Here is a 16277-nt window from a genome sequence, read left to right as displayed (position 1 = left end):
GATACTATTTGTTCAATTTTTTACGTTTAAAAGTAAACAAGAAATTTGGAAATAGCGCTACCTTTGCTACTGTCTACAACCTTTATAAAACAAATAGTAACTACATATGAAGTCATCATTACATAAAGTCGTTTTTCTTTTCTCTTTTTTAGTAGTAATAGGATGCAAGAAAAATGAAAGTACGCCAGAAACAAAAACTGAAATAGGACAAAACAGTATCGAATATGCCTCGGGACTTTCTATTAATAAATTCACAGGTTATTCAGTTGTAAAAGTTTCAAATCCATGGCCAGATGCTGGAAAAGCTTATACTTATGTATTAAAAGAAAAAGACGGAGTTGTACCAGATAGCTTAAAAACTTATACAACTATTCAGGTTCCTTTACAGACAATTGTAGTAACATCAACAACTAATATTCCGTTTTTAGAAATGCTTGATGTCGAAAATAATTTGGTAGGTTTTCCACATACCGATTATGTTTCTTCGGAGAAAACCAGAAAATTAATAGATAAAGGTTCTGTTAAGAATGTAGGTCAAAATGAAAAATTAAATATCGAACAACTTATAGAATTAGCACCAAATTTAATTGTCACTTTTGGGGTAGATAACAACAACCCAATGTTAGATAATTTACAAAAAAGCGGTTTAAAAGTGCTTATTCAAGCCGATTGGATGGAACAATCACCACTAGGAAAAGCGGAATGGATTAAACTTTACGGAGCATTATTTGGAAAAGAAGCGCAAGCCAAAGAACTTTTTGATAAAATTGTAACTAGTTATAATGAGGCTAAAAAATTAGTGTCTTCAAAGAAAGCAACTTCAACAGTTTTATATGGTTCGATGTATATGGATCAATGGTATGTTGCTAAAGGAAATAGTTGGGTTGCCCAATTTATGGCCGATGCCAAAGCCGATTATTTATGGGCAAATCTAGAAGGAACAGGAAGTCAGGGCTTATCTTTTGAAAAAATATTAGATAAAGCCAAAACAGCTTCGGTTTGGATTGCGACAGGTTCTTTTAAATCATTATCAGAATTAGAAAAAAGTAATCCACATTACAGCCAGTTCGATGCTTTTAAAACGAAAAATGTATATACTTTCGAGAGTAAATTTGGAGCAACTGGAGGAACGGTTTATTATGAATTGGCACCAAGCCGTCCAGATTTAGTTCTTAAAGATTACATTAAGATATTTCATCCTGAGTTATTGCCAAGTTATGAATTTGCGTTTGCGTCTAAATTAAACTAACTTCCATTGGCGAATCAAAAGCGAAATACAATCTTGTTCTTTATACTCGGTTTAGCACTTTTGTTACTATTCTTTCTAGATATTAGTTTTGGGTCAATTACAATCCCGTTCAAAGAAGTTTATACCAGTTTAACAGGAGGGGAAGCAAGTAAATCAACATGGGAATATATCATAATTAATTACCGTTTGCCCAAAGCTATAACGGCAGTATTGGTAGGTGTAGGATTAGCGATAAGCGGTTTATTAATGCAAACATTATTTAGGAATCCATTGGCTGGTCCAGATGTCTTAGGATTAAGTTCGGGAGCAATATTAGCAGTAGCTATTGTAATTTTAGGAGCGGGTTTATTACCTTCATTTTTAAATACAATTTTGCTATCAAGCTACGGAATCGTATTCGCATCGACATTAGGAAGTATTTCTGTTTTATTTCTGGTCTTATTAGTATCGCAACGATTACGAAATACTATGGCTATTTTAATCGTAGGACTTATGTTTGGTAGTTTTACCAGTGCCATTGTTGGAGTTTTAACCTATTTTAGTTCGGCAGAACAATTACAGAAATTCACTTTTTGGTCATTAGGAAGTCTGGGGAATCTCTCTTGGTCTTCGATTATTGTTTTAGCAGTTAGTGTTAGTATTGGCTTGCTTTTAAGTGCTTTTAGTATTAAGCCATTAAATGCATTGCTTCTAGGAGAGAATTATGCCAAAAGCATGGGGCTTAATTTCAAGAGAACAAGGCTCATCATCATTTTGGCAACAAGTATTTTAGCCGGAAGTGTTACCGCTTTTGCAGGGCCAATAGCTTTTATCGGGCTAGCTGTTCCTCATATTGCCAAGCTTACATTCAGAACTAGTAATCATGCCGTTTTATATTGGAGTACTCTTTTTTATGGCGGAATAATTATGTTGTTTTGCGACATCGCATCACAATTACCAGGATTAGAAACCACATTGCCTATTAATGCAATAACATCAATAATTGGAGCACCAGTAGTAATTTGGCTATTAGTTCGAAAAAGAAATTTTGAGTAAATGTTTTTGTCACTGATTATAGTCTTAAATAGATTACAATTTGTGACTAGAATGAATTTTAAAACTTAGAACCTTAGTTACTTTGCATCTTAGTACCTTAAAGAAAATGGAAACTATCTTATCAACTTCGAACTTAAGTATTGGCTACAAGTCCAAGAAAGCAACTATAACTATTGCTCAAAACTTAAACCTGAACTTAGAACCAGGCAAACTTATAGCTTTAATTGGTGCTAACGGAATTGGGAAATCGACTTTGTTGCGCACCATAACAGGAATTCAACATCCGCTGTCAGGAACAGTTTTATTAAATGATAAAAATGTATTCGAATATAAACCACTAAATTTAGCTCAAAACTTAAGTATTGTTTTAACTGAAAAATTACCGTCAAGTAATTTATCCGTTTTTGAATTGGTAGCTTTAGGACGTCAGCCTTATACTAACTGGATTGGAACTTTAAGTAGATACGATATCAAAAAAGTAAATGAGGCATTGGAACTCACTCAAATAAGCCATTTATCGCATAAAAAACATTACGAAATAAGTGATGGACAATTGCAAAAAGTGTTAATTGCAAGAGCTTTGGCACAAGATACGCCACTTATTATTCTTGATGAGCCTACAACACATCTTGATTTATTACACAAAGTAGCTTTGTTTAAATTGCTCAAGAAGCTAACAAATGAAACAGGAAAATGCATCCTGTTTTCTACACATGATATTGATTTGGCAATTCAATTAAGTGATGAAATGATTATTATGACACCTGAAACAGTTATACAGGACGAGCCTTGCAACTTAATTGCGACAGGTAGTTTTGCAACTTTGTTTAAAGATGATCATATTACTTTTGATGCCGAAAAAGGAAAGTTTGTAATTACTTAAAAATTTAGATTTGTCTGATTGGATAAATGACCGTTTAAAGCTTTAATCCAATCTGTCTCTTAGCTTCACCAACAACAAAAGCAACCGAATTTGCGATATTAAAGCTTCTGATTAAAGATGACATCGGAATCGTAAGATGATTTTCGAACTGTTCTAAAACTTCCTTACTCAATCCTACACTTTCTTTACCAAAAACCAACCAATCTCCATCTTGGAAATCAGTTTCAAGATATGATTTTTCGGCATGAGAACTCATAAGGAATACGCGTGATAAATCTGGAATTTGAGCTTTCCATTCGGCCACATTTTGATATTCGGTTACATCAAGATGAACCCAATAATCGAGTCCGGAACGCTTTAGGTTTTTATCATTTATAACAAAACCAAATGGATGCACTAAATGCAATCGGCTTTGGGTACCAACGCACAATCGGCCAATATTTCCAGTATTATTAGGTATTTCGGGTTCTACGAGAACTATATTTAACATTGTCGTTAATTTGTTTATTCGGTTAATTGTTAATTTGAAAATTATCTAATTATTTAATTATCAGATTGATATATTATCTAATTTAAAATTGGGTACTTCAAGAACTTCCCCAGCTTTTAAGCCTTGCAAATATACATTTCCTATACGAACACGTACCAATCTTAAAGTAGGAAAACCAACGGCAGCAGTCATTTTTCGCACTTGGCGAAATTTACCTTCATTTACCGTTATCGAAGCCCATGAAGTGGGACCATGTCGTTCGTCTCGAATTTTTTTTGCTCTAGGACCAAAATCAGGAATTTCGGTAACGATAAAAGCAGAGCAAGGTTTGGTTTTATACTTTCCACCATCAAAACCTATTTCTACCCCTTTTTGTAATTCTTCAATTGCTTCAGGAGTAATAATTCCATCAACTTGAACGTAGTATTCCTTATCGACTTTTTTACTTCTTATTTGTTCACTTACTTTTCCATCAGTGGTAAGCAATAGCAAACCTTCTGAATCTTCATCAAGTCTGCCAATAGCCATTGTGCCTTCAGGGAAATTATATAATTCACCTAATAGTTTTTTCTTTCTTTTTAGCTCATATATAAACTGACTTAAATAACCGTATGGCTTAGAAAGAATAAAATGTTGATGTGGCATGCTAGAATTTTTGTGCAAAGATAGGTTTGTTTCACAAGAAATCCCATTTATCCTTAATCTGACTTATTGTTTTGATTTTATTCAGCGACAAATAAACAGCCCGAATTACTGTAATAGCAAATAAGCTAATCAAAGGAAGATTGAAGTTGTTAAAAAATCATGGAAATAGTTGCCAGTTATTATATATACCGAAGCGATACAGAGTTTTAATACAATAAAGTCAGCATTAGACAACTAGTTTTGATTTTAAAAAAGCTCATGATGTGTAATTTTCATGATTAGAAAATTAGTAATAAAAATAAAATTCTTGTGAGTAAATCTAAAGAATTTCTAATTTAATGGATACAAAATTGCTCGGTTTTATTAAGAGATTAGAACGTGTGTTTTTGCTAGAAAAGCCTTACTATTACTGGGATTATTGAGGTTTTTTAGTTTAAAGTAATAAATGAAAAAAGTGCTGATTATTTGTTTAATTGATCATAATATCTATTATTTATTATATAAATAATAGATATTATGATGTTTTTTGTTGAATGTTTAATAAATTTATAAACACTAACTTTAAGGTTTTATAATATTGGCTTAACTTTAAAGACTATAAATTTGAACTCTAAAAACTCTATTTTTTAATCGTATGAAAAACATTTACTCTTTACGCCATTTAATGGCTTTTTTTAGTTTTTTTTATTGCTTTTCGGTGAATCTCTTTGCCCAGACAGCACCACCGGCCCAAACATTGCCTTATTCTCAATTATTTGATCCATTTCCATCGACAGTAGTAGAATATCCAGTTGGATTTCAAGGATGGTTGGTTGCTACGACTACTGGAAAGACATTTAATACAAATGGTATTTTAATTAGTGATAAAGCATTAACTGCTGGGGGTTCAGCAAGTAGTGCTAGTGGAAATATATATAATTTTGAGAATAAAATAGGTTTTCTTAATACAGGATCTGCTGATTTTGCTATTGGATTTGCTTTTATCACTACTGGCCAAAAAGCGATTAAGGTTAAATATGATATAATGACTATTCGTAATCCTTATGGTACAGGTACAGGTACTACTCTACCAAGCCGTATAAATGAAATGGTTTTGCAATACCGAGTTGGGACTACTGGGGTTTTTACATCTTTATTACCAACAGCTTATAGAAATAATACCGTTGGACAAATTGACAAAGGTGTTGTAATTCCTCAAAATTTGAAAAGCATAGAAGTAATATTACCTGAAGAGTGTAATGATAAAAGTATAGTGCAGATTAGGTGGATTTCTAGAGAGGACTCAGGCTCAGGAACTCGTCCTTCGTTTGCAATTTCAAATATTAATATTCAACAAGATCTATTTCCTCCAGTAAATAGTGTTGATTATCCAAAAATAGATAATGTTTTATCGGATGAGTTTGATTTTCATAATAAAATTGATGAGGTAGGTAAAACATATTATGTATTAGTAGCTACTACTGATGCAGCGCCTACACCAGCACAAATAAAAGGAGGCTTGAACGCAAGTGGAACAGTAGCATTACAATCTGGTGTATTGGATATTGCAGATGAAGCATTGGTTTATTCAAAAACCATTGTAGGTTTAGCACTAAATACAGCATATAGTGTTTACTCTATTTCTGAAGATCCATATGGTAACATACAAGCAACAGCGAATAAAATCGATGTTACTACTTCAGCTGTTGTGTCGCCAAAAATAACTACAACGATTACAGCTATTGATTTGGGTACCGAAGAAGAAAATTTTAGTTCATCAGCTTTAGATTATAAAATAGAAGGGGCCAATCTTATTAATCCTGTAACAGTTACAGCAACAGCTAATTTTGCAGTATCTAAGGATAATATTACTTTTGGACCTTCTGTTGTATATGATTTAGGAGCTTTTGCTTCAAACGCGACTCCAACAGTTTATGTACGTTTTACACCAAATGGACTTGGTAGTTTTACAGGACAAATTACTCATCAATCAACCAATGCAGCAACTAAAATAGTGACTGTATCAGGTTTTGGAATTAATCCATACGTTCAGAATTTTAATGATGCCAATGTTTTTACTAATAGCGGTTGGACATCTTATAGTGTAGCTGGTGTTGCTAATCAATGGAAAAGTACAACTACAAATGCTAATTCAGCTCCCGGAGCAGTGGTAATGAATGGATTTTCAGATGGTGGAGTAAGTGAAGATTGGTTGATTTCACCAAAATTACGCTTAAATAGCTTTAATAATTATCCATTATTATCATTTTATTCTCGTAAATATTTTGCCGGACCAAGTTTAAAATTAATGGTTTCTACAAATTACGATGGAAAAAGTAGCCCTGATACTGCTAGTTGGACAGAAATAGATGGTAACTTTCCTGTAACAACGGGAACTTATGTTCAATCACAATACATTAATTTAGGAGCATACATAACGGATCATACTTATGTAGCTTGGGTTTACGAAACGTTATCAGGAGGTAGTGGTAATGCATCAGAGTGGACGATTGATGATGTAGCTATAACAAATGAGCTAGGATTCGTAGATTCAAATCCTAATTTAGATTTTGGAGATGTGAGTCCAAATGCAGTTTCTACTAGTAAGTCTTTTATTTTTAAAGCTGGTGGTTACGGTGATGTTACTATCGCTGCTCCATTAGATTATCAATTATCTCTTAATGATTCTAACTTTTTATCAAGTGTTACTGTAAGCGAAGCTGATGCATTGCTTGGGAAAACAATTTATGCAAGATTTACACCTTCTACAAAAGAATTGTCTATAACAGGTACATTGACATTAACAGGAACTTCATTGAATAAAAATATTGGTACATTAAAAGGTTCTTCTTTGCCTAAAGCAGATACATTTGATGTTGTAACATATAATCTTGAATTTTTTGGGACAGATATAAAAGATAAAAGTGGCAAAGAATTCGGGCCTACAGATAATGCATTACAAATAGCTAATGTTGCAAAAGCAATGATTAAGTTAGATGCCGATGTTTATGCTGTACAAGAAGTGTCTGATGATAAAGCAATGGAAGAATTAATTAAACAAATTAGTGTTGGTGGTAAAACATTTGATAAAGTTACTTCACCTAGTTGGTCTTATTCATTTAATGAAGCTGATCCAAATTTTCCTGCACAAAAATTAGTTGTGATTTATAATACTCAAATAGCAACGGTTACAAGTCAACGTGTAATGTTTAAGGAATTTTATGATGACCTTCGTGCTGGAACAGAAACTTTAGTAAATTACCCAGGTACCAATGCTAATTTTTTCTCGTCAGGACGTTTGCCGTATATGGTACAAATAAAAACAGATATTGGAGGAGTAAAAAGATTAATTAATTTGGTTAATCTCCATGCACGTGCCAATAGCGGAAGTGATATCAGTAAATACAACATGCGTAAATATGATGCACAAGTATTAAAAGACAGTCTAGATCGTTATTATGCAAATTCTGATTTAATCATTTTGGGAGATTATAATGATGACGTAAAAGCATCTGTTGTAACACCAAATCCTTCTTCATATAAAATGTTTGTAGATGATGTCGCAAATTATAATGCACTTACTTTAGATATTAGTAAAGCAGGAGCTTTTAGTTTCTTGAGTTCAGGTGGATTTTTGGATCATATTATGATATCAAATGAATTAAATAGTGAATATATCCCTAATTCGATTGCAGTATATGATCCTCGTTCGGATATAAATAATTATGTAAATACAACATCGGATCACGGGCCAGTAATTGCTCGTTTCGAATTAAAAAAATCTACATTAGGGACAATTGATTTTGAAACTAAGAATGGTTTTGCAGTAAAAACATATCCTAATCCAGCGACAGATATCGTGAATGTTCTTGTAAAAACGAATGATGACAAGAAATTAAAGTTAAGACTTTATGATATTACAGGGCGTATGATAGGAAAGCCAGTTGATGTAAATGGAGGGACAGAAAATAGCACTTCGGTAATCCAGATAAGTGATTTAAAATCGGGAATTTATATTTACACTTTATCAGAAAACAATAAAGTTGTTTTTAAAGATAAGATTATAAAAAAATAAAAGACAGTAAGCTTATAAATTAAAAATAAAGCTAGATTCTAATCATTAGAGTCTAGCTTTATTTATGTAATATAATTTTGTGTGTAATTGTTATTATAACAAAAGAGAGAATTAAAACCCAAAATTAACCCCAAAATTCAGACCCCACTGAAATTGGTTAAACGATTGGGTTTTTAGTGGATTGACATAATAATTTAGACCAGGTTCAACAAACAAACGAGTCTGCTTAAGCACTTCATATTGTAAAGTACTGCTTAATTTAGATCCATAGACGAAATTGTTGACATCTAGATTCTCACCAATTGAATTGCCATCTAAGAAAATTTCATTGGAGATTAATTTCCCTACGAAGCCACCCGTGTTAAGCATTATAGCTGTTTTTTTTGTACTTAAAATAGCATAAGAAACTTCTAAGGGCATTTCTAGATATTGTAATTGTTGACTAATATTACCAGTTAGGTTACTTGTACCACTGCTTTGAATTTTTTGATTACTGTTGTCAGAGGAAAAAACATAATCCCTATTTGTCGAAATGTATTCTACATTTGGACTTGAAATAAAAAAGTCATTGGTAATTCCAGTATTTAATGTGTTTTGTTGTTTGTTGTAATAAGATACGTTAGCTACTGATTGCCCTAGTTCATTGATTTTTAAACCAGAACTTACTGCCCATTTTTTGTTGAGTTTGTAATTTGTTTTTACACCGTATCCAGTATTTTGTTTTGATTCGATAGGATTGCCTAATGTCTTTTTATTACCTGAACTTTGAGAGTTTACAATACCTGCATAAAGCCCCACTGACCATTTTTCTTTTAAAAGATCTTTTTCAGTTTTCGGTTCGTCCTTGTCTTCTTTATTATTTAGTCTGTTTTCTAATTGTTGTAATTCAAGTGCAATTTGTGCTTTATTCAAAGAATCGTTAAAAGATGTAAGATTCTTTTCAGAGATACTATTTAGAGCTATTTCCTTTTTTGATCTGATTTTAAATTACTATTAATTTCAGTTGTGTTTTGTTTGTATAGAGAATTATTGACATCATTTTGTGATGTAGATTGAATATTACTATTTAAAGCAATTTCTCTGCTTTTATCACTATTTAAATCGTTGCCAATTTTGGTGTTATTTTGTTTTATTAAAGATGTATTTACATCATCCTTAACTGATTTTTCAGAGTTGTTATTACTGTTTAAAGCAATTCTTTCGCTTTTAATTTTATTTAGAGTATTGCCAATTTTAATACTGTTTTGCCTTGATGAGGTAGTTTTATTGCTGTTTTCTGATGATGATTTGGCTAAAGAAATAGTTTCATGATTTAATTTTAATGGAGACTTTTCTTTTTTATTGATTGAAGTTGTTACTGTTTTAGGTGATTGTTGACTGTTGTTTGACTTTTTATTAGTTGTTGAATTGTCTGATTCAGCAATAGTTATTGTAGTCGCACTATCTAAAGGAGTATTATTAATAGTAGATGGAGTTGTATTTGATTTTGAGTTGTTTTCTTGATTATCTAGAACAACATTATTGCTCTTAATTAAAGTATCATCTTCATTTGAGTTAAAATATAGACCAGACGTGATGGCTAAACCTATTAAAAGACTAGCAGCTAACGACCACCAAATGGCTGTTGCTTTTTTCTTTTTAGGTTCGTCTAGTTTTTCTTCAATCATAGTCCATAATTCTGGTGGAGGTACACTAGAAAAATTTTCTATTGAAGAAAAAACATCTTCTATTTTTTTCTTTTTCATGCTATTTTAAAATTTAATACGGCTAAAATTTTTGTTTGTAATATTTTTTTCGCCCTATTTAAGTTTGATTTAGAAGTCCCTTCAGTAATTTGGAGCATTTCGGCAATCTCTTTGTGTTTCATTTTTTCAAATACAAATAGATTAAAAACCATCCGATATTGGTCGGGTAAATCCTGGATATATTCGATTAGTTTTTCTTGTGTTATCGGAATAGATTCTAGTTCTTCCTCTTCGATAATTTCTGTTTCTGAATCAAAAACATCCAAAAAAAGATAATCTCTTTTTCTCTTTTTTAGAGTTTCTATGAGTTTATTGATGAAAATTCGTTTCATCCATCCCTCAAAACTACCTTCAAATTTATATTGCTTTATTTTTTGAAAAACGATTATAAAAGCTTCTTGAAAGACATCTTTTGCATCATCTTCATTTTTCATATATTTTAGACAAATTCCATACAATACAGGAGAGAACAATTGATAAATTCTCAATTGCCCTCCTCTGTCATTGTCCATGCACTTTTTTATAAGTAAGTCTAAATTGTCTTCCAAAAAATAATTTTAAAGTAAATTAGATTGCAATAGGTGTTTGGATATTGATATTCTACCTTTTATAAGTAGAAATGTATCCGTTAGGGAAATTGTTTGCAATAATTAGATTTTTAGAATCTAATTTATTGATTACATAAGTCATTCCTTCAAATGTGATTAAGTCATGCTCTAGATTATCAAATACGCTAATTCCTTTAGTAATAAGATATTTGCTATTTCTTATTTCGACATTGTTTTTATATGTAATTACTTTTCCCTCAGGTGTAAAAACTAGTTTTTTAGTGCTTCCAATACTCTTTGGAGTTGAGGTGTAGCTACTGTTTTGATTACCTGTAGATTTTTGCCAAGTCCAACTTCCATGAAGTTTAGTCATTTTATTAGACTTGAAAATTACATTTGCAGAATAAGTTGAAACAGAAATAATAATTAGAAGAGCTAAGATTGTTTTTTTCATTTTAAGAAATTAATAAATTTGTGTTAATTATTTAACCTACAAAGTTAAGTTAGTTTCTTAGAACTGCAATTTTATCTTTGATTGCTTTTTTGAATGTAATTATTTCAGGGCTTTGATCCGGTGTGTTGTTGTTGTCTATGAGTACTTTAGTTACTTTGTTTCCTTGGTTTAATTCAAAATAGATTCCTCCTTGATTGTCAGAATCTGGATTTCCATAGGTCTTATTTCCACCATCTAGGTTCAAAATTTCTGTAGGAATTAGTTTTAAAAAGTCAGAATAGTCTCCTTTTTTTGTTAATGATCGATAGTTGTATTTACTAAAATCATATTGACCAACAACTACGTTTAAATATTGAACAACATTTAAATTGTTGATATTATAAAATAATTGGCAATCAGCTCCATTACATTGACTGCTGTAACTTCCTAAAACTACAAAGTTTTTATTTTCACTTACTTTGTTTAAGTAAATAGGTTTGTCTGTTTTTGGAATTAAAACAAAATCGTAAGGGTTTGTTGCAGGAGTAGTAACTGGATCATTGTTAAGTGGTTCTTTTTCATAGAATTGTACTATTATTTCACAAGAGTTCTCTACAATAGAACTAATTTTTATTTCATAACCACCAGTTGGCTTTGGGCCAGAAAAAACACCAACTAGGTAATTTTTGGTAAAATCTATATTAGGATTTATTGGTGTAGGACAAGGATTCGTGTTTTTGGTAAAAAAAGAATCCATTTTTTCTTGCGTTTTTATTGCTACAGCCATAGGAGTAGCCGGCATGTCTTTTATGGTATAGTTGCATTCTAAAGGAAAACCAGAAAAAGCAACATTACTAAAATCACCACAGCTTTGATAATCATTGTCTGAGTTCATTGAGCAAGAACTGATTCCAAAGGCAACAAATAGGACAAAAATAATTTTCTTCATTTTTTTAATGTTTTAAAAGATTATACCTTATAAGATGATGTAAAGTCAAAAAGGTTGCGTCAAGAAAATGTTTTTTTTGAAAAAAAATATTTGCGTTTAAAAAGGTTGTAGAAAGGGAGTATTCTTAAACTCAAAAAAACAATCTCTTCTTTGAAACTAGCTATTATTACGTACTTTTACTCTTTAAAAAATCTCCTTATGTTGAATCTATTTTCTCTCCTATTAGTTTTTATTATTGCTTTAATTATTGGGGCTTTTATAGGTAAACTTATTTTTTCTGCACGATTTCAATCAGAGAAGGTAAGTTTAAACGAAAAATTAATTGCGCTAACGAATCAGTTTCAACAGCAAAGAGAACATTTTCAGTCAGAAAAAAACAATTTCGAGAAATTACTTCAAGCATCAAATTCTGATAAAGAAATTATTCGAACTGAAAAAGATAGTCTTGCAATTCAGTTATCAAAAAAAGAAGTTGATTTTGAAAATTTATGGGAACGCCATAAAGAACAAAAAAATGAAGTAGAACAACTTCAGGAAAAATTCACCAAAGAGTTTGAAAATCTTGCCAATAAAATACTCGAGGAAAAATCGACAAAATTCACTGCACAGAATAATGAAAATATGAAAAATATCTTGTTGCCTTTGCAAGATAAAATATTAGGATTTGAAAAGAAAGTAGAAGATACGCATAAAGAAAGTATTGATTATCATGCGGCTTTACGTCAGCAAATAATTGGATTAAGTGAGATGAATGCTCAAATGAGTAAAGAGACACTTAATTTGACCAAAGCCTTAAAAGGAGATAGTAAAATGCAAGGGAATTGGGGGGAATTAGTTTTGGAACGAGTTCTCGAAAAATCTGGTTTAGAGAAAGGAAGAGAGTACGAAGTACAACAAAGTTTTACTAATGAGGCTGGTCTTCGTGTTCTGCCAGATGTCGTAATTCATTTACCAGATGGTAAAAAAATGATTGTAGATTCTAAAGTTTCTTTGACAGCATATGAAAAATGGATTAACGAAGAGAGTGATAGTTTAAAAGCAGCTTATTTAAAGGAGCATGTAAATTCTATAAAACGTCATGTTGAGCAACTTGGAAATAAAAACTACCATGATTTGTATCAAATAGAAAGTCCCGATTTTGTATTACTTTTTATACCAATAGAACCCGCTTTTGCAATCGCATTAAATGAAGAAGCTACCTTATATAATAGAGCATTTGAAAAAAATATTGTAATTGTCACACCAACTACATTATTAGCGACTTTACGAACTATTGACAGTATGTGGGCAAATCAGAAACAACAAGAAAATGCTTTTGAGATAGCTAGACAAGCCGGAGCGTTATATGATAAATTTGAAGGGTTTATAGCCGATTTAATTAAAATTGGAAATAAAATAAATGATTCAAAAACCGAATATGAAAACGCGATGAGTAAACTAGTCGAAGGACGAGGAAATTTAATTACAAGCGTAGAAAAGTTAAAGAAAATGGGAGCAAAGGCGAAAAAATCCCTTCCTGAGAATATCTTAACAAGAGCAAATAACAGCGAAAACTAAATTAATATTAGGATGAAACGAATTCTGGGAATTGTCATTGGTATTGTAGCGCTTGCTTTAATTGGGTATTTTGCTTTTATTTATTATGTACCTTATAGTACAGGAATACGTTCGGGCGAATTAATAAGACTGAGCCATAAAGGAGTTGTAATGAAGACATGGGAGGGAGAATTGAGTCAGGGAATTTCGGGAGCACAAATATTCTCTTTCTCCGTTTTAGATAGTGATAAAAAAGTGATAGAAGACTTAAAAGTGCTTCAAGGCAGTTATGTGCGATTAAATTATATAGAAAAATATAAAACATTTCCTTGGTGGGGAGACACGCGCTATTTTGTAATAGCAGTAGAAAAGGAAGACTCTCCATTTAATGTAAAATAATATAGAATATGGATACAAATACAAATTTTAAAACAGTAGCCTGCTCAAGAATAAGCATTTCAGAATTGATGCTTCCATCACATACTAATTTTAGTGGAAAAATACATGGAGGTTACATATTATCATTGTTAGATCAGATTGCTTTTGCTTGTGCATCTAAGTTCTCTGGTAATTATTGCGTAACAGCTTCGGTAGATACAGTCAATTTCTTAAAGCCTATTGAGGTAGGAGAATTAGTAACTATGAAGGCCTCAGTTAATTATGTAGGTAAAAGCTCGATGATTGTGGGTATTCGTGTTGAAGCTGAAAATATTCAAACAGGAGCTATAAAACATTGTAATTCTTCTTACTTTACAATGGTTGCCAAAGATAAAGATGGAAAGAGTGTTCTTGTTCCAGGACTTATTTTATCAAATCTTGAAGAAGTAAGACGTTTTTGTAAAGCTCTGAAACATATAGAGGTCAAAAAAGAAGTCGAAAATCATGCTGAAGAATATAATTATAGTTCTATTGAAACATTGGCAAGTTTAAGCAAATACAATGTTTTATTAGAGCTAAATTAAAATAGATTTTTGTGTAAGTTTTAGCGTTGTTTTAAGAACCAAAGTAGATTAAAATTCGTAACTTTAAGAAAGAGCATTTAACTATCGTTAATGACTTAATCTCTTTTCAGAATAGTTCTATTTTTGATTTATGTCTGTTGTTGGTTTACTTTTGTCAATAGGCTTTTTTCAAAAAATGTCATGCAATGTGTTTAATTTTAATTGCTGAAGATTATGAAAAAAAGTACTTTTTTAATTTTATTACTTACCGCTAATTTTATTACAGCACAAGATAGAATAAGAACTTCAATAGGTGTTATTAATTTTGAAGCTTCTGTACCTTTTTTTGAAGAGGTAAATGCAGTCAATAAAACGGTAACTATGGTTATGGAGCCAGAAACAAGTAGTTTTGTTTGTGTGGCTGTTATGAAAGATTTTCGATTTAAAATGGATTTAATGGAAACTCATTTTAATGAAAATTATATCGAAAGTGATCGGTATCCGAAAGCCATATTTAAAGGCAAAATTGGAAAATTCGACATGAAAGATATTAGTGAAATACCAAAACAATATACCATTAAAGGGAAACTTCAAATTCATGGTAAAACAAAAGATATAGAAGTAAATGCAATCCTTAAAAAAGTGCCTGAGGGCATAGAAATCACTTCAGATTTCCCGCTTAATACCGAGGATTTTAATATTAAGATTCCATCTATGATAGAAAGTAAAGTGTCAAAAAGGGTGAATACAAGCGTGATGGGGGTTATGAAATAATTATTTGATGCAACTTATAAGTGCAGGTTCTAAATTTGAATATTTGAATTTAAAACCTGCATTTTCTATTTTTTGAGAAGAAACTCGTTGTCCCGTTAATACAATATTACTCATTTCGCCCATTATCAATTTAATTACAAAAGAAGGAACTTTAGGTAACCATAAAGAATGATTATATACTTTTGCTAGAGCTTTAGAGAAAACAGCATTATTAGTGTTATCAGTAACAGCAGCATTAAAAGGACCATTCATATTAGTATTTGTAATTGCAAGGAGATAAATGCTACATAAGTCATCAATATGAATCCAAGGCATATATTGTTTACCAGTTCCTATAATTGAGCCAAAACTATATTTGAATAGCGGAGTTAATTTTTTCAAAAAACCATCACCCTTACCTAATACTAAACCAGTTCGTATTATAACAGTACGAATTCCTAGTGATTTAATTGATTCGGTGGCAGTTTCCCATTTTTGGCAAGTTTCTCCAAGAAAATCATTTGCAGCAGGTGTTTCTTCATTGCAAATGTTCTCACTTGTAAATACTCCATAAATTCCAACTGCCGATGCAGATATAAAAGCATCTAAGGATTTATTATTCTTATTTAAAACTGAATAAATGAGTTCAATAGGTTTTTCTCTACTATCGATAATTTCTTTTTTTCTTTTACGAGACCATTTTTTTGTAGCAATACCTTCACCAGCAAGATGAATAATATAATCTGCTTTTAAAACCGATGTTTCATCTATATAATTGTTTTCTATATCCCATTTATAATAGGTGATATCTTTGCTAGGTTTCCTTTCGGTGCGACTTAGTATAGAGACAGAATATCCGTGGTTAATTAATAACGTAGTAAGTTTTTTACCTATAAAACCAGAGCCACCAGTTAATAAAATATTTTTACTCATAATAGTTTATAATATATTTAACACCTTGTTTTGTTTAACATTACGTAAATATAATTAAACGTTGCTTATCTTTATACTCAATT

Annotated in this window: 16 protein-coding genes; 8 read left to right on the top strand and 8 right to left on the bottom strand. The window is 31.3% G+C overall.

The window, feature by feature from the left end:
* Window positions 1-106: 106 nt before the first annotated feature.
* From EAG11_RS13070 to EAG11_RS13060, 3 genes are all read left to right on the top strand, one after another.
* Entirely contained in the window at window positions 107-1249 is a 1143-nt protein-coding gene (locus EAG11_RS13070; RefSeq protein WP_129539558.1) for an ABC transporter substrate-binding protein, read from the top strand.
* 6 nt (window positions 1250-1255) lie between these two features.
* Window positions 1256-2284, top strand: coding sequence for an iron ABC transporter permease (locus EAG11_RS13065; RefSeq protein WP_129539557.1), 1029 nt, complete (start codon window positions 1256-1258; stop codon window positions 2282-2284).
* Window positions 2285-2390: 106 nt separating this feature from the next.
* A complete protein-coding gene (locus EAG11_RS13060; RefSeq protein ID WP_129539556.1) occupies window positions 2391-3167 on the top strand; it encodes an ABC transporter ATP-binding protein in 777 nt (258 codons plus the stop codon).
* 34 nt (window positions 3168-3201) lie between these two features.
* On the opposite strand, the gene EAG11_RS13055 is transcribed toward EAG11_RS13060, so the two are convergent.
* Window positions 3202-3657, bottom strand: coding sequence for a tRNA (cytidine(34)-2'-O)-methyltransferase (locus tag EAG11_RS13055; RefSeq protein ID WP_129539555.1), 456 nt, complete (start codon window positions 3655-3657; stop codon window positions 3202-3204).
* Window positions 3658-3717: 60 nt separating this feature from the next.
* The gene (locus tag EAG11_RS13050; RefSeq protein ID WP_129539554.1) at window positions 3718-4302 is read right to left on the bottom strand and encodes a pseudouridine synthase; all 585 of its coding nucleotides are present in this window, start codon (window positions 4300-4302) and stop codon (window positions 3718-3720) included.
* A 634-nt stretch (window positions 4303-4936) separates the two neighbouring features.
* Here EAG11_RS13050 and EAG11_RS13040 point away from each other — a divergent pair.
* Window positions 4937-8356, top strand: coding sequence for a T9SS-dependent choice-of-anchor J family protein (locus EAG11_RS13040; protein WP_129539553.1), 3420 nt, complete (start codon window positions 4937-4939; stop codon window positions 8354-8356).
* Between the two features lie 111 nt (window positions 8357-8467).
* On the opposite strand, the gene EAG11_RS13035 is transcribed toward EAG11_RS13040, so the two are convergent.
* The 5 genes from EAG11_RS13035 to EAG11_RS13015 all read right to left on the bottom strand — a co-directional run bounded on the left by EAG11_RS13035 (window position 8468) and on the right by EAG11_RS13015 (window position 12031).
* Window positions 8468-9268, bottom strand: a complete 801-nt coding sequence (locus tag EAG11_RS13035) for a hypothetical protein (protein ID WP_129539552.1) — start codon at window positions 9266-9268, stop codon at window positions 8468-8470.
* A gap of 47 nt (window positions 9269-9315) precedes the next feature.
* Window positions 9316-10101, bottom strand: coding sequence for a hypothetical protein (locus tag EAG11_RS13030; RefSeq protein WP_129539551.1), 786 nt, complete (start codon window positions 10099-10101; stop codon window positions 9316-9318).
* Entirely contained in the window at window positions 10098-10613 is a 516-nt protein-coding gene (locus EAG11_RS13025) for an RNA polymerase sigma factor (protein WP_230728660.1), read from the bottom strand. Before EAG11_RS13025 ends, EAG11_RS13030 begins: the two co-directional genes overlap by 4 nt.
* An 88-nt stretch (window positions 10614-10701) precedes the next feature.
* The gene (locus tag EAG11_RS13020; RefSeq protein ID WP_129539549.1) at window positions 10702-11103 is read right to left on the bottom strand and encodes a hypothetical protein; all 402 of its coding nucleotides are present in this window, start codon (window positions 11101-11103) and stop codon (window positions 10702-10704) included.
* A gap of 49 nt (window positions 11104-11152) precedes the next feature.
* Window positions 11153-12031: a protease complex subunit PrcB family protein gene (locus tag EAG11_RS13015; protein WP_129539548.1), complete on the bottom strand. Its 879-nt coding sequence runs from the start codon at window positions 12029-12031 to the stop codon at window positions 11153-11155.
* Window positions 12032-12229: 198 nt separating this feature from the next.
* On the opposite strand from EAG11_RS13015, the gene rmuC reads away from it, so the two are divergent.
* From rmuC to EAG11_RS12995, 4 genes are all read left to right on the top strand, one after another.
* On the top strand, window positions 12230-13588 hold the full coding sequence (gene rmuC / locus EAG11_RS13010) for a DNA recombination protein RmuC (RefSeq protein ID WP_164998707.1): 1359 nt from the start codon (window positions 12230-12232) through the stop codon (window positions 13586-13588).
* Between the two features lie 12 nt (window positions 13589-13600).
* Window positions 13601-13966 carry a 6-phosphogluconate dehydrogenase gene (locus EAG11_RS13005; protein ID WP_129539547.1) on the top strand — a complete coding sequence of 122 codons (366 nt, stop codon included), beginning with the start codon at window positions 13601-13603 and terminating at the stop codon, window positions 13964-13966.
* 8 nt (window positions 13967-13974) lie between these two features.
* On the top strand, window positions 13975-14529 hold the full coding sequence (locus EAG11_RS13000; RefSeq protein WP_230728656.1) for an acyl-CoA thioesterase: 555 nt from the start codon (window positions 13975-13977) through the stop codon (window positions 14527-14529).
* 213 nt (window positions 14530-14742) lie between these two features.
* Window positions 14743-15282 carry a YceI family protein gene (locus EAG11_RS12995; protein WP_129539546.1) on the top strand — a complete coding sequence of 180 codons (540 nt, stop codon included), beginning with the start codon at window positions 14743-14745 and terminating at the stop codon, window positions 15280-15282.
* On the opposite strand, the gene EAG11_RS12990 is transcribed toward EAG11_RS12995, so the two are convergent.
* Entirely contained in the window at window positions 15283-16194 is a 912-nt protein-coding gene (locus tag EAG11_RS12990) for a TIGR01777 family oxidoreductase (RefSeq protein WP_129539545.1), read from the bottom strand. It abuts the gene before it with no gap.
* Between the last annotated feature and the right edge of the window lie 83 nt (window positions 16195-16277).

The organism is Flavobacterium sp. 140616W15 (assembly GCF_003668995.1).
In the GTDB taxonomy this organism is placed as follows: Bacteria; Bacteroidota; Bacteroidia; order Flavobacteriales; family Flavobacteriaceae; genus Flavobacterium.
The sequence above is the reverse complement of the archived record's forward strand: the minus strand, read 5'-3'. Positions and strand labels throughout refer to the sequence as shown.

Excerpts from the sequence above, each read along its gene's own strand:
- EAG11_RS13070 (WP_129539558.1), top strand. The coding sequence starts at position 107 with ATGAAGTCATCATTACATAAAGTCGTTTTTCTTTTCTCTTTTTTAGTA.
- EAG11_RS13060 (WP_129539556.1), top strand. The coding sequence starts at position 2,391 with ATGGAAACTATCTTATCAACTTCGAACTTAAGTATTGGCTACAAGTCC.
- EAG11_RS13055 (WP_129539555.1), bottom strand. The coding sequence starts at position 3,657 with ATGTTAAATATAGTTCTCGTAGAACCCGAAATACCTAATAATACTGGA.
- EAG11_RS13050 (WP_129539554.1), bottom strand. The coding sequence starts at position 4,302 with ATGCCACATCAACATTTTATTCTTTCTAAGCCATACGGTTATTTAAGT.
- EAG11_RS13040 (WP_129539553.1), top strand. The coding sequence starts at position 4,937 with ATGAAAAACATTTACTCTTTACGCCATTTAATGGCTTTTTTTAGTTTT.
- EAG11_RS13030 (WP_129539551.1), bottom strand. The coding sequence starts at position 10,101 with ATGAAAAAGAAAAAAATAGAAGATGTTTTTTCTTCAATAGAAAATTTT.
- EAG11_RS13025 (WP_230728660.1), bottom strand. The coding sequence starts at position 10,613 with ATGGACAATGACAGAGGAGGGCAATTGAGAATTTATCAATTGTTCTCT.
- EAG11_RS13020 (WP_129539549.1), bottom strand. The coding sequence starts at position 11,103 with ATGAAAAAAACAATCTTAGCTCTTCTAATTATTATTTCTGTTTCAACT.
- EAG11_RS13015 (WP_129539548.1), bottom strand. The coding sequence starts at position 12,031 with ATGAAGAAAATTATTTTTGTCCTATTTGTTGCCTTTGGAATCAGTTCT.
- rmuC (WP_164998707.1), top strand. The coding sequence starts at position 12,230 with ATGTTGAATCTATTTTCTCTCCTATTAGTTTTTATTATTGCTTTAATT.
- EAG11_RS13005 (WP_129539547.1), top strand. The coding sequence starts at position 13,601 with ATGAAACGAATTCTGGGAATTGTCATTGGTATTGTAGCGCTTGCTTTA.
- EAG11_RS13000 (WP_230728656.1), top strand. The coding sequence starts at position 13,975 with ATGGATACAAATACAAATTTTAAAACAGTAGCCTGCTCAAGAATAAGC.
- EAG11_RS12995 (WP_129539546.1), top strand. The coding sequence starts at position 14,743 with ATGAAAAAAAGTACTTTTTTAATTTTATTACTTACCGCTAATTTTATT.
- EAG11_RS12990 (WP_129539545.1), bottom strand. The coding sequence starts at position 16,194 with ATGAGTAAAAATATTTTATTAACTGGTGGCTCTGGTTTTATAGGTAAA.